This is a genomic window from Fervidobacterium changbaicum (assembly GCF_004117075.1).
Lineage (GTDB): Bacteria > Thermotogota > Thermotogae > Thermotogales > Fervidobacteriaceae > Fervidobacterium > Fervidobacterium islandicum.
This window is the reverse complement of the sequence record NZ_CP026721.1, coordinates 1,922,681-1,944,920: the sequence shown is the minus strand read 5'-3', so window position 1 is coordinate 1,944,920 and position 22,240 is coordinate 1,922,681. Positions and strand designations below refer to the sequence as shown.

General features: G+C 41.7%; 19 protein-coding genes and 2 tRNA genes. 1 reads left to right on the top strand and 20 read right to left on the bottom strand.

Features of this window, described 5'->3' with window-relative positions:
- Positions 1-479: 479 nt before the first annotated feature.
- A complete protein-coding gene (locus tag CBS1_RS10560; protein WP_014452073.1) occupies positions 480-1,430 on the top strand; it encodes a DDE-type integrase/transposase/recombinase in 951 nt (316 codons plus the stop codon).
- Between the two features lie 43 nt (positions 1,431-1,473).
- Here CBS1_RS10560 and mnmE read toward each other — a convergent pair whose 3' ends face one another.
- The 20 genes from mnmE to CBS1_RS08740 all read right to left on the bottom strand — a co-directional run bounded on the left by mnmE (position 1,474) and on the right by CBS1_RS08740 (position 22,234).
- Positions 1,474-2,835 carry a tRNA uridine-5-carboxymethylaminomethyl(34) synthesis GTPase MnmE gene (gene mnmE / locus CBS1_RS08835; RefSeq protein WP_164969298.1) on the bottom strand — a complete coding sequence of 454 codons (1,362 nt, stop codon included), beginning with the start codon at positions 2,833-2,835 and terminating at the stop codon, positions 1,474-1,476.
- Between the two features lie 155 nt (positions 2,836-2,990).
- Positions 2,991-5,279: a methyl-accepting chemotaxis protein gene (locus CBS1_RS08830; protein WP_090223024.1), complete on the bottom strand. Its 2,289-nt coding sequence runs from the start codon at positions 5,277-5,279 to the stop codon at positions 2,991-2,993.
- Positions 5,280-5,304: 25 nt separating this feature from the next.
- Positions 5,305-6,138: a purine-nucleoside phosphorylase gene (locus CBS1_RS08825; RefSeq protein WP_033191435.1), complete on the bottom strand. Its 834-nt coding sequence runs from the start codon at positions 6,136-6,138 to the stop codon at positions 5,305-5,307.
- A 55-nt stretch (positions 6,139-6,193) separates the two neighbouring features.
- The gene (locus CBS1_RS08820) at positions 6,194-6,964 is read right to left on the bottom strand and encodes an ABC transporter permease (RefSeq protein ID WP_033191436.1); all 771 of its coding nucleotides are present in this window, start codon (positions 6,962-6,964) and stop codon (positions 6,194-6,196) included.
- Entirely contained in the window at positions 6,951-7,781 is an 831-nt protein-coding gene (locus tag CBS1_RS08815) for an ABC transporter permease (protein WP_033192521.1), read from the bottom strand. The genes CBS1_RS08820 and CBS1_RS08815 overlap by 14 nt, the downstream gene beginning before the upstream one ends.
- Before the next feature lie 56 nt (positions 7,782-7,837).
- On the bottom strand, positions 7,838-8,953 hold the full coding sequence (locus tag CBS1_RS08810) for an ABC transporter ATP-binding protein (RefSeq protein ID WP_033191437.1): 1,116 nt from the start codon (positions 8,951-8,953) through the stop codon (positions 7,838-7,840).
- Between the two features lie 34 nt (positions 8,954-8,987).
- Positions 8,988-9,203, bottom strand: a complete 216-nt coding sequence (locus CBS1_RS08805; protein ID WP_090223022.1) for a hypothetical protein — start codon at positions 9,201-9,203, stop codon at positions 8,988-8,990.
- Positions 9,204-9,226: 23 nt separating this feature from the next.
- The gene (locus CBS1_RS08800; protein ID WP_033191439.1) at positions 9,227-9,841 is read right to left on the bottom strand and encodes a histidine phosphatase family protein; all 615 of its coding nucleotides are present in this window, start codon (positions 9,839-9,841) and stop codon (positions 9,227-9,229) included.
- Between the two features lie 31 nt (positions 9,842-9,872).
- A complete protein-coding gene (locus CBS1_RS08795; RefSeq protein WP_090223020.1) occupies positions 9,873-10,802 on the bottom strand; it encodes a tRNA dihydrouridine synthase in 930 nt (309 codons plus the stop codon).
- Entirely contained in the window at positions 10,803-11,459 is a 657-nt protein-coding gene (locus CBS1_RS08790; RefSeq protein ID WP_241685515.1) for a nicotinate-nicotinamide nucleotide adenylyltransferase, read from the bottom strand.
- Complete coding sequence (gene obgE / locus CBS1_RS08785) at positions 11,410-12,726, bottom strand: GTPase ObgE (RefSeq protein WP_090223017.1); 1,317 nt, start codon at positions 12,724-12,726, stop codon at positions 11,410-11,412. Before obgE ends, CBS1_RS08790 begins: the two co-directional genes overlap by 50 nt.
- A 116-nt stretch (positions 12,727-12,842) precedes the next feature.
- Positions 12,843-12,918, bottom strand: a tRNA-Thr gene (locus tag CBS1_RS08780).
- Positions 12,919-12,943: 25 nt separating this feature from the next.
- Positions 12,944-13,019 (bottom strand) — tRNA-Met (locus tag CBS1_RS08775).
- Positions 13,020-13,107: 88 nt separating this feature from the next.
- Positions 13,108-14,244: an ROK family transcriptional regulator gene (locus CBS1_RS08770; RefSeq protein WP_090223015.1), complete on the bottom strand. Its 1,137-nt coding sequence runs from the start codon at positions 14,242-14,244 to the stop codon at positions 13,108-13,110.
- 26 nt (positions 14,245-14,270) lie between these two features.
- Complete coding sequence (xylB, locus tag CBS1_RS08765; protein WP_090223014.1) at positions 14,271-15,761, bottom strand: xylulokinase; 1,491 nt, start codon at positions 15,759-15,761, stop codon at positions 14,271-14,273.
- Between the two features lie 4 nt (positions 15,762-15,765).
- Positions 15,766-17,079: a xylose isomerase gene (gene xylA / locus CBS1_RS08760; protein ID WP_090223031.1), complete on the bottom strand. Its 1,314-nt coding sequence runs from the start codon at positions 17,077-17,079 to the stop codon at positions 15,766-15,768.
- Between the two features lie 9 nt (positions 17,080-17,088).
- Positions 17,089-19,410, bottom strand: coding sequence for a glycoside hydrolase family 3 N-terminal domain-containing protein (locus CBS1_RS08755; protein ID WP_090223012.1), 2,322 nt, complete (start codon positions 19,408-19,410; stop codon positions 17,089-17,091).
- Between the two features lie 13 nt (positions 19,411-19,423).
- On the bottom strand, positions 19,424-20,383 hold the full coding sequence (locus tag CBS1_RS08750) for an ABC transporter ATP-binding protein (RefSeq protein WP_090223011.1): 960 nt from the start codon (positions 20,381-20,383) through the stop codon (positions 19,424-19,426).
- Positions 20,380-21,369, bottom strand: coding sequence for an ABC transporter ATP-binding protein (locus CBS1_RS08745; RefSeq protein ID WP_090223030.1), 990 nt, complete (start codon positions 21,367-21,369; stop codon positions 20,380-20,382). Before CBS1_RS08745 ends, CBS1_RS08750 begins: the two co-directional genes overlap by 4 nt.
- Before the next feature lie 10 nt (positions 21,370-21,379).
- Positions 21,380-22,234, bottom strand: a complete 855-nt coding sequence (locus CBS1_RS08740) for an ABC transporter permease (RefSeq protein ID WP_090223010.1) — start codon at positions 22,232-22,234, stop codon at positions 21,380-21,382.
- Positions 22,235-22,240: the final 6 nt, after the last annotated feature.

The window sequence follows — 22,240 nt, the reverse complement described above, 5'->3', positions numbered from 1 at the left end:
GCAACAACGAGCAACGCTACACCAACGTCCGCTTTCACACTCTCACCTCAAGAACAAAATACACTTAAAATTTGGGACGCCAAAAATTTCCTTTGTCATATGTGTTGGCAAGTTTCAAAAATACACTATTCAAAACTATTTCTTAAATTTTCTAAAAAATTCCAAAAAACTTTTGAACGATTTTCAGACTTTGGTGGTCTAATATAATAGAGGGCAAAGAAAAAAGGTCGAGTTATTGGAAAGTATTTCGTAACAACTTTGTTCGGCAATATTATAACAAACGTGCTCAATAGCTTAACACAAATTTTTTCAACTTGTGGTAGACTTTTCCCAGAGAACCCCCTATCCCCCTTGAGATACACCCCCCACGGCTTTATGGATACTGTTAACTAAAAGTATTGAAACTTTCCAAAAACCGCATTATCCTTATAAAGAGGGGACACCCCCCAACCAACTCTCGACAAAGGAGGTATCCCGATATGAACAACTCAACGCTCTCTTGTCCAAAATGCGGTTCCACCAGCTTATACAAAAACGGTCATGACAAATACGGTAACCAACAATTCCTTTGCAAACTCTGCCATCATTCTTTCAAACTCTCCCATTCTCACAAACGCAAAAACTTCTCTTTCCCTTATCCCAAATGCACTTCTTGTGGTAAATCTATGCAAATTTACAAAGTCCGTCGCTCTTTCGTTGTCTTCCGTTGTAGAGCTTGTCGTACCAAAGATAGAGTACCTTTTAACCTCCCCGAACCAGTCACCCTTATTCCTGAGAAATTTAAATATTTCCGCTTCCCTATCTTTTTCGTCTTAAAGGCTTTCGTTTTGTATATGAAACACAATATGTCTTATCGCTCTCTTGCTCATTCTCTTAATATCAAAGTATCTCATGTCACCATATACAAATGGGTTATTAAATTGTGTACTTTATTCTCTGTACTTTTTCCAACATTTACCATCGAAAATGTTTTCTCAGTTCATGCTGATGAAACTGTTCTTGTTTTCAAAGAACAAAAGTACTATGTTTGGCTATTAGTTGATCACGAAACTAACTTAATTCTTTGTTGGCATGTCTCAAAGTATCGTGATATGGGACAAGTCAAAGTATTGCTCGAGAAGTTCTTTGGTAATTCAAAACCTAGAAACATTGAACTTATTACTGATGGACTTGGTGCATATGAAAGTGCAGTAAAGCTGTTGTTCAGAAATATCAATCACGTAGTGGTACCGCTCGGTAAAAACAATCAATGTGAATCCAAGTTTTCATTGTTGAAAGACTTTTTCCGACTCAAGCGAGGGCTGAAGAATACGAAGAATTTAGCGAAATATATTCAAGGATTTTGTGTAGTGAAGAATCTTTGGAAAACGCACAATGGTAATATCAATCTCATTCTTTCACACTTACACTCTTTCATCACTACAAGTTAACACTATCGCTTTATGCGGGCAGAAAAGGCCCGCTTTTTTTTATTTACTTACCGACACAGAAGTTCGCAAATATATTGTCGAGTAGATCATCTGTGAAGTTAGTTCCAAGGAGCCTATCAAGCTCGGAGAGCGCATTCCGGATATCGATCGAAACGATATCTACAGGGTACCCGCTCTTGATCGCTTCCAAAGCCTTTTTCAAGTGCTGTTGGACTATTTTTAAATGCTCAAGCTGCCTTTTTGTTGTCACGTGTGACAGGTGTCCATCCTCTACCAACGGTTTTACCCGTTCAACGATCTTATCTTCAAGAGCTCTTAACCCTTCGCCCGTTGATGCGCTTATGTAAATATCATCACCATCTTTAGAGACCTTCGAAATCTTATTTCCGATATCCGTTTTATTCCACACAGCGATGAAGTTGCTGTCTTGGATTATATTCATTATGTACTCATCATCTTTCGTAAAACCGGTCGTCGCGTCAAGCACAAACAACACCACATCGGACTGACTTGCCTCTCGTATCGCCCTATCGATTCCTATCTTTTCTACAACGTCATTTGTCTCCCTTATCCCAGCGGTATCGGAAATGACAAAATGGATACCCCGTATCTTTATTTCCCCTCTTATCACATCCCTTGTGGTACCGGGAATGTCCGTCACAATCGCCCTATCTTCGACAAGTAGCCTGTTGAGCAGCGTGCTCTTTCCAACGTTCGGTTTTCCAACAATTGCAAGCGTAACACCTGTGGATACGTGGATGCCTTTGTCTGCGTGTGCAAGCTTTTCAGACAAAAACTTAACGATGTTTTCCACATCCTGTGCTATCTCTTCTCTTGGAATCTCGATGTCGTCACCGTAATCTATCGTCACTTCTATTTTCGAAAGTGCATCTATCAGCATCTTTCGTATCGCCGATACTTCTCCCGACAACTTGCCTTTCAAGTTCTCTAAAGCCAATTTCAGACTCTCTTCGCTTTTGGCTTCTATTATCTGCAGAATTGCTTCCGCCTTGATTAAATCTATCTTTCCGTTTAAGAATGCCCTTCTTGTGAACTCACCGTTCTTAGCAAGCCTTGCTCCCCTTTTAATGAATTCTTCTAAAATCTTCTGCGTAACCAGTATACCGCCGTGGCAGAAGACCTCTACCATATCTTCCCCTGTATAACTGCGCGGTCCTTTGAAACCGACAAAGAGCACCTCATCTACGATATTTCCATCGCTATCGTAGAAATTACCGTAAACGACTCTTCTTTCAGCTTCGATACTTTTTCGAACGCAGTCTTCCAAAATACGCCACGAATGAGGTCCGGAAGCTCTTACAATACCAATAGCACCAACACCAGGTGGTGTTGCTATTGCGACAATTGTATCGCGTGTATCGTCATTATTCTCCAAAATTTCCATCTCTTGCAGCTTTTCCAATTCTACCATTTTCGATTTATCACTCCTAAAGTTGATAGGCCTATAATACACAAAGCTATTTCCAATTATACCACGAAACCGTTTTACGAAAAAGGTGGCTCTTTCGAGCCACCGATAAGTTACTTTTCTCAGCTATTTTAATCGACTTTGAACCACTGCGAGATGTTCTCCATCTTTCTTGCTATCTCTCTCAATTTCTCTGTACTTTCACCCAACTGCTCGAAGACCACCGTGATTTCTCTGAACTCTTTGTTGAACCTGCGCAACTGTTCTGAAGAAGATATAACCGAGTTCGACACATCGTCCATGAGGGATTCTATCTGTGAGAACGTAGCGTTATTTTCCTGGATTTGAACCCCAACTTGCGCACTGAGAGTGCCGATCTCTTGGACTTTCTCGATAACAGTGTAGTAATTTGATGAGAATTCCTCCTTTGCTTGCTGTAACCTTCTGAACTTCTCACCAGAGGTTTCGTAGAGTCTGTCCAGTTCCTTGAGGTCGTTCGTGTAAGTATCAACTTCTCTTACAAGGTTTTTCGAAAGGTTGTTGATTTCCACAGAGAGCTTCATAACCTCATCGGCAACAACCGCAAATCCTCTACCCGCTTCCCCGGCTCTTGCAGCTTCAATTGCCGCGTTCAGAGCAAGCAGGTTTGTCTGTGAGGCGACATTTTGAATCTTTGCAATAGAGTCCTTAATAGATGCAAATTTTTCTATCGTTCTTTGCACAGTGGTACTGAATTTCTCAAAGACTTCAACATTTGCATTGACCGATTCATTCATCTCCTCTATCAAAGCTACGTTTCGCAAAATCTCCGCCTGAGCGTGTTCTATATCTCTCAAAAGCTCAGATAGTTGCTGTGAAAGGTTCTCGTTGCTTTCCATCGACGTTTCAACGGTTTGCTGGAGCATCATAATCTTCGATTTGACATCCTCAACATCCGTTATGTATCTTTCAACAAACTCACTGAACCTTGAAACTGAGTTTTCCAAAGTCTCCTTAATCGCTGTGACTTGCTCGATTTCGCTTGTCAGTTCTTTTGAACTTTCTTTCATATCCCTTGCGTACTCACGCAAATTCTCTGAAAGTCGTTTAAGCGAATTAATAACCCGTTCAAATTCACCAAACGTCTTTACATTGAACGATACAAGCTCACCGTTAGAGAATTTTTCGATAATTTCAGAAGACCTAACAATTTCTTTTGAGATGCTATTGATCATAGGTACAGAAACGACAAGTGCTATCGCAAGGATGGCAATTCCTACAATCAAATTGATTACAACCAACCTTGCAAGATTCAAATCAATACTAACCTTAACTTCAGGCATCTTAATTTCAGGCATCTGGAATTTCTCCGGCTGTGGTATTTCGATTTGCGCACTCACGGTCTCTTTTCTGACCGCTACCTCGAACTTGCCCAACGTTTCACCCGCAACGTTTAAGTCGCTCTTAATCGCAAGGTATTCTTCAGTGCCTACTTTGAACGTGTACTTATCTTCACTCGGCTCATCTACGCCCAAAGTTCGTTCGCCATTTTCATCAACTTTTGTTGTTGCGTACGCCTTACCATCAATGTAAATCGTTAACTCAGCACTTGTGAGTCTTTTGATATCGTCCAGGAAATTATCTGCGAGCCTTCCTGTTGCAATAACAAACCCCGTAACTGTATTTCCCAACTGCGGGTGCATCACCGGGTTGAGTGCGATGAAATAAATCCCCTTGTTGCCTTTAAATACAAAAGATTCCGAATACACAGATGGTGAACTCAGAATCTTTTTTACCCTGTCAACGATTTCATTTGCGAACTCTAAATCCTTATACGTCGTTGCCTCAACACCAGGTGCAAGCGAATAAGCGTACTCAACAAGATACCTTTCACCTAGGTTCACAAACGGCCTTGTCTTCAACTTCGGCTCGGATGATTCAATCGTCCATAGCGAAATGTAGTCAAACAACGCGCGTTCCACATAATTGTTCAGAAGGCTTCTTTTCTCTGCCAGCCCTAAATTCTTCTCAGATGCCGCATTGACGACTTCTTTTGAACTTGCAGCCACTTTAGAAAGGTTTTCTATCGTGCTCACTTTCTCTTTTATCAGGTTTTCAACAACGTTCTTTATTGAATTCGCTTCTTTCTCAAGTGCTCCGAGGTAGACTGCTTCAAAAGCCTTCTGAACGCTCTCTTTTTGCTTCTCAACAGCGGCAACTAATTTCTCGTTGTACGCATTGATGTGTTCCTCCAATTGTTTTGAGAACGTGTCGAAGAAATCTTTGAAAATGACCTTTGGATCTCCTAACTGCTTTCTGACTTCGTTCTCTATTCTCGCACTCTCTCTGGACAGATTAACAACAGTGAACAAAACAGAAATCGTTAATGGAACCGATACCAGCAAGATTGCTAACAAAAGAAGTCGAGTTCGAATCGACATAACTCTCACCAGCTATACTGTAAACTTATATTCTTTCCAAAACTTTAATCATTATCTTCGCTATCAGCTGTCCAGTCCTGTGTGCAACTTCGAGAACCTCTTCTGCTGTAAGTGGTTTTAAATCGTCCGGAACTGCTCTATCTGTGATAGCAGAAATGGCAAGTACCTTTGTACCTCTGTGCGCTGCTGCGATGACTTCAGGAACCGTCGACATACCAACTGCATCAGCGCCCATCCACCTGAGCATCCTCAGTTCAGCAGGTGTTTCGAAATTTGGACCTGCCACGGCAACGTAAACGCCTTCGTAGACCGGGATGTTGAGCTCTTCTGCAACTTTTTTAGCAATTGTCCTGAGCTCTTTGTCGTACGCATTTGACATATCCGGAAACCTTGGACCCCATTCCTCAACGTTCGGACCTATAAGCGGATTATCGCCCATCATATTTATATGGTCGCTGATTATCATCGGTCTGCCAACCTCAAAATCTGGATTAAGACCGCCGGCTGCGTTCGTTAAGAACAAGTATTTAACGCCTAGTTCCTGCATGACCCTTACACCGAAGGTAACATCCCTCATGTGGTAGCCTTCGTAGTAGTGGAACCTTCCATTCATCAGTGCTACGTACTTACCGGAGATCTTTCCGAAGATCAACTCTCCTTTGTGGCCCGGAGCAGTTGAAACTGGGAATTCGGGAATCTCTTTGTATGGTATCCTAATCGGGTTTTCAACTATATCTGCAATGCCATGCAGACCAGAGCCAAGCACGATACAAACTTCCGGAGTCTCAGCAACTTTAGATTTAATGAACTCTGCTGCCTTCTTGACTCTTTCAACGTAAGTCTTAATATCCTGAACCATCTCTTCACACCTCCGCCGTAGTGTTAGATATTTTCGAGCTTGGTAAAAAGACCACTTATATTATATACCTCACGTACTTTCTTAGCAAAACGCTTATGAAAATCGTTCCAGCAAGCAAAAGCGTTGAAATTGCGTTAATCACTGGTGAGATGCCAAACCTCACCATCGAGAATATCTGCAAAGGCAGCGTTGTTGAGCTTGGGCCAGCAACGAAGAACGTAATCACGAAATCGTCTATAGAAAGCGTAAACGCCATAAAAAACGCGGCAACAATTCCCGGGAGCGCTATTGGAATAATAACCTTCCAAAGAGCGATAGCGCGCGTAGCTCCTAAATCGTAAGCTGCCTCAATTATCGACTTATCAAAATCCTGAAGCCTCGTAAGGATGATCATCATCGTGTATGGAATCGAGAACGTCACATGCGCTATGAATATCGTAAACAAACTGAGCCTCAGATGAATCGTGGTGAAAAACACTAGCAGAGAAACACCGATGATGATGTCTGGAATAATGAACGGAATGTAGGTGGTTGTCCACATGAGCTTTTTAAACTTCTTAGAACCCATGTACATCGCAACCGCACCGAACGTCCCCAATATCACCCCTACAAAACTTGAACTGATACCAACGATGATGGAATTCATAAACGTGCGCCAGATATGTGCAGATGAGGTGAAGAGCTTTTCGTACCATTTCAAACTGAAACCCGTCCATTCCGGTGATTTAGATGAATTGAACGAAAAGAGCACAACGATGAATATGGGAACATAGAAAAAGAGCAGCACAATCAAAGTCACTACGAGCGCGAATTTACCTGGCTTCACGTTTCTCACCACCGAATATAAACACGATTACGGCAATTATCGTGATTGCAAGTAGCACGGAAGATATCGCAGCTGCAGCAGGCCAGTTTCTCGCCGTAGTAAGCAGCCTTGCAATTTCATTTCCAATCAACCTGGAATTCTTCCCACCGACCAACTCGGGAACCGCGTACGTCCCTATCGCGGGGATAAACACAAATACAAAAGATGAAACTATCCCCTGCCTTATATTAGGTAAAAGCACCTTGAAAAAGACCTGCCTCTTCGTACAGCCCAAATCCATCGCCGCTTCGAATATATGCTTCTCAAGTCTCTCTATAGATGAATACAATGGCAATATTGCAAACGGTAGGTAGGTGTAAACAAGCACAAGAACAACCGCGAAGTTGTTGTATATAAATTGGACGTAAGACTCAGTGAATCCCATCCTTATCAGAAACTGATTGACAATCCCGTTGTTTCCAAGGATGAATATCCACGCGTAAATCCTTATCAAAGAGTTCGTCCAAAACGGCACAATAACGAGCAGCAACAGTAGGTTCTTCCATTTACTAAATGCAATATAATAAGCTACAGGTACAGCTATAACAATGGATACAATCGAGGAAATTAGCGAAATCCAAACTGTTCGGAGGAAGACAAGAAGATAGTTAGGATTGAGAATATCTCTGTAGCCTTCCAGTGAGAATTTGAAAATTACACCACCTTGGTAATCCCTTTCGAAAAAGCTGTAAGCCAGTATTACTATAACAGGAACTAAGAAGAACACAGCGAGCCAAAAAAGATAAACAAGCCCGTAGCCGTCGTAGCCTCTTCTCATCCATTTTGATACATTTGCTCTATCTTTATCAAACTTCTCTAATTGTTCTTTTTTACTCACCCTTTGTCGACCTCCACGATGAAACTATCGTCCGGGTTCCAGTAAAGGAAAACCTCGTCTTTCCACTGGATGATTTTCTCATCGAGCAGGTAACTTGCGTGCTGTTTGTAGACTCTGAGTATGTACCCACCATCCGTTCTAACAAAATACTTCGTCTGGTAACCCATGTATATCGTCTCGTCAACAACGCCGTGCAAAATATTCGTAAACGAATCCTCAGGCACTTGAGGTCTTGAGTGAGTGATTCTAATCTTTTCAGGTCTAAGCGTGACTAACACGTCATCGTTCACATCAACCGGTTTATCCCGGTAACACACGATCTCACCAAGTGTAGGAAATTCGACAAGCACGTAACTTTCCGAAATCAACCTTTTCACAGTCCCTTTCATCAAATTACTCTCGCCTATGAACGTAGCGACAAACGCATCGGCAGGGCTTTCGTAGATCTCGTATGGCGTGCCGTACTGGACAACCTCCCCATTGTTCATCACCGCGACGTGATCCGAAACGCTTATCGCTTCAGCCTGGTCGTGTGTAACGTATATGAACGTGATACCAACCTTATCATGCAAATTGTCCAGCTCGATTAGAAGCTCTTGTCTGAGCTTCGCATCGAGTGCACTAACAGGTTCATCTAAAAGGAGCACTTTTGGTTCATTCGCAAGTGCCCTGGCCAGCGATACCCTCTGCTTTTGCCCACCAGACAACTGGGCAGGTTTCTTTTTCGCATGTTCTTCAAGCCTTGTGAGTGATAACAACCACTGAACTTTTTCTCTTATCTCACCCTCGGAAAGTTTCTTAAGTCTCAATGGGAAAGCGATATTCTCGTAGACATTCAGATGAGGAAATAGTGCGTAATTTTGAAATATCGTATTGACAGGTCTTTTATTAGGAGGAAGATTGATGATACTTTTATCATCGAGTAGCACATCGCCATCATCGACATCTTCAAGTCCTGCGATAATGCGTAGCAGTGTCGTCTTTCCACAACCGGAAGGCCCAAGAATTGAGAAGAACTCGTTTGCTCTAATCTCGAGGTTTATGTTCTTCAGCACGTGGAAATCCCCAAAGTACTTATCCACATTAACGATACTCACGCTACTTCCGGGCAACTCTTCATCACTCCTGTCAGTTTTTTCAAACTATTCACAAACCAAAAAGGTAAAGTAGTACCAGGAAGAATATTATTATAAGCACAAACGACAATATGATGAATCCATAAGACCAAGTAAACGCAGCAAAGATATGGAATATCAAACTTATTGCGAAAAAGACATTCGCATACCTCAACTTCAGCGGTAACACTTTCACAGCAATATACGCAAGAAACAGAAAGCCGAGTATAATCAGGACAAGCTTCATCGATTATCCCCCTTTTATGAAATTCAGAAAGAAAGGTCCTCGGCAGTGACGTTTAAGAACTTCACTCTAAAGCTACCATCCTTAGCAATCAAACAGCTCAAAGACGCGTTATCCAAATTGAAATTCAGGTGTGCAGGCGGCATCAATCCAAGCACTTTGGCAATCAACATCCTCAGTGCTATCGCGTGCGAAACAATTATAACATTTTCGTTTGGATAATGCACTACCATTTCTTTCAAAAATCCGTACATCCTTTCCTGAACACTTCCAAGTGATTCTGCACCTTCCACGTTAGAAAACAGGTTCGTCCTCCATTCATTGAACGCTTCGTGGTGGTCTGAAAGCACTTGCTCGAAATTCTTCCCGTTCCAAAGCCTAATCTCACATTCACGCAGCCTATAATCTGTAACAATCTCCCCTTCGTACCCTATCGCATTTGCTATTATCTTTGCTGTCTCATACGCACGCTTCATCGGACTTGAAAAAATTTTAGAGACGTTCTTGCCTTTCAAAAACTGCGCAACCATCTTTGCTTGGATGCGACCTTTTTCGGAAAGCTCTGTATCCACAACCCCTTGCCACAACTGCCTTTCATTCCACTCCGTACTACCGTGTCTAACAAGGTATACGCAACCCATTTACAAGTTCAACCCCTTTCAAAACAATTACCTAAACAACTTCTTGCTTATGCTGAGCTGATATATTCTTAAAATACTCAACAAATGCAGCTTTCAATTCAGCTACATCCGTTATCTTCATCACCTTGTTTCTAAATTCCCTTGCATGTGGCATGTCTTTCGTGTATCCAGCAACGAACTTTCTGAATTCCACAACCCCGTGCTTGCCGTATTCTTGATAGAGCAAATCTATATGTTTTAAAATAACCTTCACTCTTTCTTCAATAGATGGCTGACTATCTGAAAATATCCACGGATTACCGATGGCACCTCTTGCGACGATTACACCGTCTGCGTTTGAAAGCTCCATAGCACGTCTTATATCATCTTTCGAATAAATGTCCCCACTTATATAAAATGGCACAACGCCCGGATTGTAGATATCCCACTTCGCTTTGCCTGAATACATCTGCTTTGCCGTCCTTCCGTGCACAAAAATCACATCAACACCCTCGCTTGCAAGTGCATCGTAAATCTTCTCAAACTCATCTTTTTCCCAACCTATCCTTGTCTTAACACTCAGCCTTTTGACAACCTTCCTCATTTCTCTGACAACCGTCTTCAAATGTCCGATATCTTTTAAAAGTCCACTTCCTGCACCGCGCTTCACAACCTTAGCCACGGGGCAGCCTGCGTTTAGATCCACCCAAAGCCCTCTTTCCTGCACCAAAGCAGCAGCTTCGGCTAATTCAACAGGATCCGCACCGAAAAGCTGCACACCTACCAAGTACTTTTCATCTTCTCTTGGGAAGTAGACTTCATTCACAGAAATATTCAACAGCACGCTCTTGGCACTGATCATCTCGGTAAAACCAAACTGTGCACCATGCTCAAAGCATATCTTTCTAAACGGATAATCCGTAACCCCCGCCATGGGAGCCAACCCGACTTTTCCTGGTAAGAAATTCTCCTTGACAGCCATCTACCATCTTTCCCCTTCTTCGAGGTTGATATAAGTCTGCCTTACATCATCCTCTAACTGCTTTGGTACCAACCCTGCTATCGTCTTGCCTTCCCTAACAAACCTTCTAATTTCCGAAGAAGAAACCTCAACAATCGGGAAATTCAGCTCCAAGACTCTCTCGTACAATGCACCAAGCACTTCGCGTCCCCTTTTGTAAAGACTTCCGTCGCGTGTTCTTGGATAAACCGCCAAGATGCACTTTCTCAAAAGTTCATCGTACTTGTACCATCTTTCAATATTCCCCAGTGCATCTTCTCCAACAAGCAAAATCACGTTCTTGTAGTATTTCAAAAAATACTCAACATTGTAGATAGCATAATTTATTCCCTCTATATGCCTTTCCATATCGGTGATATATATTGCTTTATCCACACCATCAAACACTTCGTAAGTTCGCACCGCCCAATCAAAGCGCTTTTCAAACGGTACGGCAATCTGTTTGTGCGGCGGTACGTTCGTAGGGACGATATAAAAGTCCGCATCAAAATAATTCAATGCGTAGTTGAAAATCACGATATGCCCGATGTGTGGTGGATTAAAAGAACTGCCAAAAACAACCGCCGTGTCACTCTTTGAAAATGAAATCAACTCCTTCAACCCATACAGTATCTCCATCTTTCGCACCAGCCTTTCTCAACTTCTCATCAAGGCCGTTCTTCTCGAGGAGCTCGATTATATCTTCAAGCATGTACTTCGCTTCCTTCTTGTACTTTTCAAGATAAGTCGAGATATACTCGCTGTGCACTTCAAACTCACCCTTATCGTTACGTGTTATCGTAATATCCACTTTCTCAGGCAGCAATATCTTCACAGGTTCCGGCTTGACGAACTCGATTTTGTCGATATCTATCTTCTCGGCAAGCAACTTTCTACTTTCCTTTATGCGTTCCCAAACCGTGTACTTCAGCGTATCGAGGTTGTAGCCCGTTACAGCTGAAATCGGTAGCACATCCTTACCTGTCTGCTCTTTGAACCGCTCGATGTTGAATTTCAGCTCGTCTTCCGAGAGCAAATCAGACTTATTCCCAACAACGATTTCTTCCTTACTTGCCAGTTCAGGGCTGAAGAACTCAAGCTCTTTGCGTATATCGTAGTAATCTTGGATAGGATCTCTTCCTTCACTGCCTGCTATATCCACTACGTGTACAATCAAATTACACCTCTCAACGTGCCTCAAAAAGACGTTTCCAAGCCCTTTACCCTGACTTGCTCCTTTTATCAGTCCGGGAATATCAGCTATCACAAATGAATTCTCTGGCTTATCAACAACAACTACTCCAAGGTTCGGAACCAGTGTTGTGAAATGGTAGTTGGCTATCTTCGGCTTAGAATTACTTATGCGCGAGATTATCGAACTCTTGCCAACATTTGGATATCCAACCAAGCCTGCATCGGCAAGCAGCTTCAATTCCAAGAGTATGTGTCTCTCTTCACCGGGTGCGCCCTTTTCTGCAAGCTTAGGTGCCTGGTTTGTAGAGGATTTGAAGTGCGTATTACCCCTTCCGCCCTTACCACCGCGCGCCACACAGCAATATTTCCCAGGCTCGTCAAGGTCTGCTATAATCTCGCCTGTATCGTAATCACGCACGATAGTACCAACAGGAACTCGTAAAATCAAATCCTTACCGTTCTTGCCGTGCTGCTTTTTCTTTCTTCCGTTTTCTCCATTCTCTGCAAAGTACTTTCTCTTCTCAGTCAATGGATAAAGCGTGGAGATAGTTGGGTCTGCAACAAGAAAAACGTACCCACCATCTCCACCATCTCCGCCGTCCGGTCCTCCGAACGGCACATACTTTTCCCGCCTAAACGTTGCTGCACCATTTCCGCCATTACCTGCTTTTACATAAAAATCCACAACATCGACGAATCCTACCTTTTCCATACCTTTAACACCTCTTCCTCTATCTTAAACTTTTCCGAGAATATTATACACTCAAAATACAAAAAAATATGGACTCCCCTCGGAGTCCGCCCTTGAGTTTTTTATTTTCAATTTTTTGGAGCCAGCGGAGGGACTCGAACCCTCAACCTGCGCATTACGAATGCGTCGCTCTACCGGTTGAGCTACGCTGGCTCGAAGCCTGAAAACTTAAAAAAACTGGTGGCGGCGGAGGGACTCGAACCCTCGACACGATGATTATGAATCATCTGCTCTAGCCACTGAGCTACGCCGCCACACTTTTTCTCAAACAGCGGTACGATTTTACCATACACTTTTTAGTGTGTCAAGAATCTTCGCTCTAACAACTGAAGCTTGGCTCTATCAAATATTATCGATTATGTATTCAATTGCGCAAATACTTGCACCTATAAGGTTCGAACTTACATTTTTGAAAATTGAAGGAATAACTACCACTTTTGTAGATGCTGGTTTCAGAGCTTTTTTTCTAACGATACTTATCAAACGTTGGTAAAAATAAGCAGGCATATCGCTGATTTCTCCACCCAAGATTACAGCTTCTGGGTTTACTGCATTTATGATATTGACGATACCTTCAGCAATATTGGATGCCATATCTAGTAGAATAAATTTCGCCTCTGGCATGGTCTTGAGTTTATTAAAATCTTCTTCGTGGAAGTTCAGTTCCCTACGCGCTCTTCGAAGTGCGTACCTAATCGAGGAATACAATTCCCAACAGCCAGTCTTGCCACAATGGCATAACTCATCCGAAGATATATCGACGGTCATATGTCCGAATTCTCCAGCTGAGAAAAACTTTCCGCGGTATAGTTTTCCATCTATCATAAGGCCTGTTCCTACGCCTTCTCTCACTAATATAAAAACAAGATTGCTCATGTTGATTAAAGCCTTAGAATAATACTTTTCAGCAAGAACCGAAAGATTTGCTTCGTTATCCGCTATAATAGGTACTTCTAAATCCAGATAATTCTTAATTCTGACATCTCTCCAACCCAAGTTAGGTGCGTTGATTATTATTCCGTTATCCGTATCAACCATTCCAGGGATGGATAGCAAAACAAGAGAGTGGTTGTACCGTAACGACAGATTGTTGAAGTAATTCTGCACAAGTTTAAAAAAGTCCACATAGTTCTTGGGTGTTCTGAATGATTCCACTACTCTAACAGACCCATCATAGTACCCCAATGCTACCGTTGAATAGGTAACTCCAACATCAAAAAGTAAAGAAATGCGATATTCTGGGTTTATTCTAAGAGATATTTTCTTTCTGCCAGGTGATTCACTTTCGATCACTCCGGCTTCAAGGATATGTCCTTCAAAAATCATTTCATTAACCAATCTAGTAACACTGCTTGCCTTCAGCCCCGTGAGTCTAGCTATGTCGTTCCTTGAAATAGGGTTCCTTCTATGTATCAGTCTTAAAATAATCTTCTTGTTCAATATCTTTATGTTGCTACTGTCATACTTGCTTATCGACAAACTAATCACCCCAATTAATCGTACTGTCAGCCTTTGTCAATTCTTCCAAACAATTCCTTTAAAAGGTTGTATAGTTGTCCAAAAATAACATAGTTTTTTTCGTATTTTTTCGAATTTTCTTCATCGGGCACAAATGATTCGACAACCGAAATCCACTTGTTTGAGATACCCGAAGGTTCAATTCCCGTCAGTGCAGAAAAAGCCAGGATGGCCGCTCCATACGCTGCTCCCTCGGTACTTGACACCTTTACAATTCTATTCCCAAGTATATCAGCTATCATTTTCACCCAGACTTTACTTTTTGAACCACCGCCAGTGATTCTAATTTCTCTTATGCCGCTTGATTTCAAACTCACAAAGCAATCTTTTAGACCGTAACCAACTCCTTCAAAGATTGCGCGGTAAATATCAAAGCGATTATGAGCCGAACTCAGGCCGAAAATTACACCTCTTGCGTTAGGGTCATTGTGTGGTGTTCGTTCACCGTTAAGATAAGGTAGGAAGAAAAGTCCTCGTGCACCAATTGGTATTTTATCAACTTCGGCATTTATTATATCATATTCGTTGAAGTTTACGATCTTATTGAACCATTCTACGGAATTCGTGGCTGAAAGCATTACCCCCATGTAGTAATTAACATTGTTTACAACATGAGAAAATAAATGAACTTTGCCATCTTCGTCTGGTTCATTTTTGAACGTTGGTACTAGCACCGTGCCTGATGTCCCAACACTTATCATTGCAGTATCTGGAACTGTAACACCAATTCCAAGTGCTGCACAAGCGTTATCTGCTCCACCAGCAACTACAATTGTGTTATTTTCGAGGTTTAATTCAGACGCTATTTTATGTGATATAGTTCCGACTATGGAGTTTGAATTGACTATCTTCGGAAGCTTTGAGTCATCTATGTTCAGAATACCTAGGATAGTGTTACTCCAGCTTCTTGTTCTTACATCGTACATAGCTGTTCCTGAAGCATCAGAATGTTCCGTAACAATCTCGTTCGTCATCTTGAAATTGATGAAATCTTTTGGCAAGAGGAATTTGTATGTCTTGTGGAAGATTTCAGGTTCATGTTTTAAAAGCCACAGAATTTTTCCTGCAGTGAATCCTGTCAGTATTGGATTTCCCGTTATTTCCAAAGCCGTTTTTCTTCCGCCAATTTTCTGTGTTATTTCATCGCATTCAGCACTTGTTCGTTGATCACACCAAAGTATGGAATTATGAAGTGGATTACCATCTTTGTCGATGGCAACAAGACTATGCATCTGGCCACTTGTTGAAATTGCTCTTATCTTTAGATTTTGTTCCTTTGCAAAAGCACTGAGCTTTTTTAGAACTATCAATGTTCCGTTCCACCAATCTTCAGGATTTTCCTCCGCCCATCCCGGGTTCGGTGCAACAAGTTTAATAGGGTACTCAGCTCTTTCAAGGACTTTTCCAGCTTCATCCACTAAGATACCTTTTATCGACGTTGTGCCAATGTCAAGACCAACAACACAAATGTTTTCCATAGTTTCACCTCGTGGTAAACATGATGTTATTCATTATCATCTCTATTAGCTCTTGTTTCAACGACCGTAGAGTGATATCTTTAAGATTCTCGGCGTAGTCTGATAACTCCTGCATCGAAACCCGACCATTCAAAATCTTCGTACCTATTTCTCGACTGTAATATTCAGCGTACCTTTCCTCCACGAGAGGTTTTATCTCTTCACGTAACCGAGCAGCAAGCCTCAAACCCAAGGCAAACGCGTCCATGCTGCTAACATGAGCATATATTAAATCTTCCGGATCTGTCGAGGCTCTTCTAACTTTTGCATCAAAGTTCAGTCCACAATCAAGCCCACCATTTTCAATAACTTCGTACATCGCCAGAGTAGTTTCATAAACATCTGTTGGAAATTGATCTGTATCCCAACCAAGCAGTAAATCTCCTCTATTCGCATCAATACTACCAAGTTTTCCATTAATTCTAGCAACCCTCAACTCGTGAGCAAACGTGTGTCCAGCTAAAGTTGCGTGGTTGGCTTCAATGTTTAATTTAAACTCATCGAATAATCCATACTTTCGCAGAAAGTGAAGAACAGTTGAAGCGTCGAAATCGTATTGATGTTTTGTGGGTTCTTTAGGTTTTGGTTCGATCATTAGAACTCCTTCGAACTTTATCTGCTTTTTGTACTCCACGACCAATTGTAGAAAGCGAGCCATCAATTTTTCTTCGAGTACGCTATCTGTGAGTAGAAGGTTGTCGTATCCTTCCCTGCCACCCCACAGAACATAACCCAAACCTCCTAGTTCCTTTGTAACATCCAGCATTTTCTTAACTTGACCTGCTGCGTAGGCAAACACATCTGGGTTCGGTGATGTTGCAGCTCCCTGCGCATATCTTGGGTGTGAAAACAAATTAGCCGTTCCCCATAACAATTTGATATTGCTGGTCTTCATGTATTCCTTAAGCTTCTCAACCACTTTGTCGAGAATCTTGTTTGATTCTTTCAATGATAGCCCCTCTGGTGCCAAATCCCTATCATGAAATGTAAAATACTCTATACCAGTCTTTTCACAAAATTCAAACAAAGCATCGATCTTTGCAAATGAAGTGCTCACTGGATCATTATGGAACCACGGTCTGTTGAATGTAGGGTCTCCAAATGGATCCTGACCTCTGCTGTTAAAAGTATGCCAATATGCAACAGCAAACTTGAACCACTCTTTCATCTTCTTACCTAAAACCTCTTCCTCTGGATTATAGAACTTATAACTCAAAAGATTCTTTGAATCCGGTCCTTCATAAACTATTTTTCCAACTTCGAAATACATGGTCTCCACCTCCAAAAGTTATATAATTTTAACCTCGGTAAAGAATATCCTTTCATTTGGAACTTTTATTTTCTCACCATCTATTGAAAACGTTCCACGGAGTCGTATATCTTCAGACGAACTACCAATCATGACATTGTACACACCTGGTTCGATACATAGCTTCATATCTATTCCATAAAACGCCAACTGTTCTGTGTGCAATTTGAAAACAACCTTCCTCTTTTCTCCCGGTTTTATACCAACTTTTGCAAATCCCTTTAACTCTTTCACAGGGCGTGTGACTGAAGCGTATTCTCTTCCTATGTAGAGTTGAACAACTTCCTCACCGTACAGCTCTCCGCTGTTCTCGACATTTAAAGAAATTTCAACTGTCCCGATACCACTTACTCTCGATGGTGTGATTTCTAAATCGCTGTACTTAAAGGTTGTGTACGATAGTCCAAAACCAAACTCAAAAAGTGGTTTGACACTCTCGGAAACATAATCACCATGCCAGCTTGATCTGCCACCAGATGGTTTAAAATAATGGAAGAGCGGAATCTGTCCAACACTTCTCGGAATTGTTATAGGAAGCTTTCCAGATGGATTATACTTCCCATACAGAACATCAAATATCGCTTCTGCTCCCGCTTCTCCAGGTAACCATGCCTGAACTATAGCCGACACTTTATCGACAACTTTAGCAAGAGAATATGGTCTGCCACTTATCAAAACAACTATCACAGGCTTACCCACATTTGAAACTGCGTCAATCAACTCTTCCTGAACACCGGGTAGTTTTAAAGTAGATGTATCCCTTGACTCCCCTGTAGTGCAGTCTTTTGTCAAACCTGACCTGTCACCGACCACAACAACTGCGACGTCACATTTTTCAACCGCTTCTAATGCTTTGCTGAATCCTTCGGTAGACGTTCCCAGAACATCGCAACCCTTAGCGTAGATGTATTTTATGCCCTCTTCATCGAATATAGTTTTCAAACTCTTAATCATACTCATATTTTTCTCTACCGATTCTTTAACACCAGAGAGATTGAATTTCGGAGCATTGAAATTCTCATTTATATTTTCAAGCATCACACTGATGTGAGAAAGGTACATATAATCGCCTAACATATTTCTAACACTTTCCGCATTAGGTCCTATCAGCGCAACTTTCATTTCGTTTTTTAGCGGAAGAATACCATCGTTTTTAAGCAGAACTATAGATTTTCTAGCGATTTCGAGAGCTAGTCCAGAATTCTTAACGATCTTCGACGGTCGAACGTAAGGATTATCAAATAATCCAAGCAGGAACTTAACCTTTAGGATCCTTCTCACCGATTCATCTATCAGCCTTTCCGAAATTTTGCCATCCCTCACCAACTCTACGAGATGCTTGTAACAGTCAATCTTGGGTAATTCAACATCGATAGAGGCTTGAAGCGCGAGCTTGGCTGCTTGTGCTTTGGTCTCAGCAATTTTATGATACTCATACAAAAGTGCTATGGAAAAATAATCGGAAACAACTATACCATCAAACCCCCATTCCTTTCTAAGCACATCGCGGATGAGTTCCTCAGAAGCAGCTACTGGGACTCCGTCGATTTCACTGTACGAATTCATCACTGAACCGATTTTTGAAATCTTCACAGCGGCCTCAAACGGTAAGAGAAACACCTCTCTTAATTCACGAGGTGGTATATTCGTCGGTGCCCAGTTCCTTCCGCCTTCGGATGCTCCGTAACCAACAAAATGTTTAGCAGTTGCAATAACTCCGTTTCTTAGGTCATTTCCTTGTAGGCCGTTGATATAAGCGCATCCCATCGTTGCCACAAGATACGGAGACTCTCCAAAAGTTTCTTCTACCCTTCCCCATCTGGGATCCCGAACAACATCAAGTACCGGTGCAAGACCTTGGTGAGCACCAACTGTTCTGAGTTCATCTCGAATGACAGACGCAGCCTTGTTAATCAGTTCTGGTTCCCAAGTACTTGCCATAGCAATTGGTACCGGAAAACTTGTACCACCAAGTCCCATGTACCCAGTCAAGCATTCTTCGTGCATTATAGCAGGTATTCCAAGTCTTGTGTTTTCAATGAGAAACCTCTGGATTTTATTGCTAAATTCTGCAGCGCGTTCAGGTTCGAAATTTGTAGCACCGCCTGGCCTAGTAATTTGACCTATGCCGTATTTCAAAAGCTCATATGCTTTTTGCTCGTCGAAACTTCCATCTTCATTCAGTAGTTCATAGCTCCAAATTGAACCCAACTGAAAAACTTTTTCTTCCAAAGTCATTCTAGAAAGCAAATCTTCAACTCGCAAAGTCACTGGCGCGCTTGGATCCTTATAAATCTCCATATCATCTTCCCCCCTATTTGTATAAAAAACATTTAACTAATGTACCTTCCACCTCAAAATACGGTGGTTTTTCTTTCTTACAGATATCCATAACAAACGGGCATCTACCAGCGAACTTACATCCCGACGCTTTATACTCAACTTCTTCTAGATCTGACAGTTTTATTCTTGAATTCCATGCTTTTCTTGGATTTGGTTGGGGAATAGATTCAATTAGCAGCTTTGTGTATGGATGCTTCGGTTCTGTGAGCACTTGCTTTGTACTGCCCATTTCAAGGATATTTCCTCTGAACATAATTGCGATTTTGCCGCCTAAATAGTAAGCTGTCATTAAATCATGTGTGATGTACAAGATACTGATGCCAAACTTTTCAACCAATTCTCCAAACAGGTTTACAATCGACATTCGCAAAGATGCGTCAACCATTGATACCGGTTCATCGGCTACCAACAATTCTGGACGAGTTAAAAGGCTCCTAGCGATAGAAATTCGTTGGAGCTGTCCACCAGAGAATTCATTCGGATACTTATCGACAAACTCGTTATAAGAAATCCCCACCACTTCTAACGTCTCCGAGATGATTCTTTTCATTTCACTAAGGTCTTGGGCAATTCCAAAGTTTCTCAGTAGCTCGTAAAAATACGAGTCAACTTTTCTGAGGGGATTAAAAGTGGTAAAAGGATTTTGGAATACGGCCTGTATGTGTTTGAACAGTTTCTTTCTCTCCTTGTCCTTTAAGACATCTATTCTATTACCTAAGTAGTGAATTTCGCCACTTGTTGGTTCTTCAAATCCGAGAATTATCTTAGCTACCGTAGTTTTTCCACAACCACTCTCACCAGCTAAAGTAAACACCTCACCTTTGTTCACATCGAAAGAAGCATTTTCCACAGCCGTCAATTTTATACCGCCAATCAGGCTTCCTATCCTGTAAACTTTTGTCAGGTTTGAAACATTAAGCAGTTCGCTCATAGGTCCACCCCCGAGTATAACCAACATGCCACTTTGTGTCCCTTATCTACCTCGATAAATTGAGGAGCACTTGCCTTACACTTTGCCATAGCGTAAGGACATCTTGGGTGAAACGCACAACCTTCCGGTAGAGAAGATAGTGAAGGAGGTGAACCTGGTGCACTTTCCCTTTTTCTTCCATCTCCAAATTGAGGTAACGAGTCTATCAAAAACTTAGTATAAGGATGTAGGGGATTCTCAAATATTTCCGCTGTCTTTGCTTCTTCGACAAACTTTCCAGCATACATAATCCCTATTCTGTCAGCAACATTAGCGTGTACCCCCATGTCGTGAGTTACTAAAATAATTGTGTTATTAAACCTCGACTGGATATCCTTTAGTATCTGGATTACTCCCCTCTGTGTCACAACATCAAGAGCCGTTGTCGGTTCGTCAGCTATAATGACTCTTGGAGTCAAGATTGTCGCCAAAGCTATGGTTACACGTTGTCTCATACCACCTGATAGTTGGTGTGGGTAAGCATCTAATACCTCTTTTCTCAGGCCAAGTTCCAAAATGTGTTTTACTATTCTTTCTTTAAGCTCTGTAGGATCAGAGTTATTGATGTTAGGTTTCAAAAAGTCTTCAAAAGTTTGGCTTATTTTTCGAACAGGATTCAGCACATTCATGGAACCCTGTGGAACGTAAGAAATAAATCTCCATTTGTACTTCCTTCTATTGTTTAATGGAGTCTTGTATATTGACACGCTCTTGTTATCTTCGATATAAAGAACCTCGCCATTAACAATTCTAAGTGGTGGTTCTACCAAATCGAAGAGTACTTTTAATAAAGTGCTCTTTCCGCATCCGCTTTCACCCGCTATGCCGTAAATCTCATTTTGATTGAAAGAGATGCTGATATTATCAACAGCCTTTACAACTACCTTTCTGCCATATATATCAAGCATGTAGTACGCGCTCAGGTTTCGCGTTTCTATAACATTCATTTCTCTCACCTCAAGCTTTTCCAACTCTTTGCAAACGCATCCGTGGATCTAAGTACTCACTGATACTTACTGACATTAGGTAAAGTGCGACGAAAATGAGAATCGAGAATACAACAGGCGTAAGGACCCACCACCAGTAACCTAAAAATAACGCCTGACTTGAAATTGACCACTGGAGCATTGTACCTAGCGTTGGTATTTCCAAATTGAATACCCCGAGTATAGACAACGTGATTTCCATACCAATAGCCCAAGACATGTTCCCGATTAAAGTAGAAAACACTAAGGGTATTAAGAACGGAATGTAATCTTTGAAAATTATCGACCTTGTGTTTGAGCCTGAGAGAATTGAGGTATAAGTAAAATCCTGCTCTCTTAAACTAAGGACTTGCGAACGCACGACGCGTGCATCCCACGCCCATCCAAAGGCACCCAACAATATCCCAAGATTTATAATATCCATTCTTGCTTTTGCTATCATTGCGAAAAGCACTATAATCACAAAAAGCGGTATAACCAAGAAAGAATCAGTCAAAAACATCAAAATTCTGTCGATCAAACCACCCTTAAAACCTGCGAGAATACCAACCAATAATGCTATAATCCTCGAAACGATTCCTGCAATCAGTGAGGTAAGTAAAGAATTTCTCACTGCATAAGTAAGCACCCAAAAGACATCTTGACCCATTGAAGTTGTACCAAGGATGTGTGGCCAGCGTGGTGGTGAACTTCTCTCAACCACATTCCATTGGGAAGGATCGTAGGGTGAAAATGCAGTCAAGAATGAGAGGACACACAGCAGAAGCACTATTACAAACGCAATCTTAAACCTGTTGTCCTTAAGAAGTTCTCTGAACACTTTCATAAATCC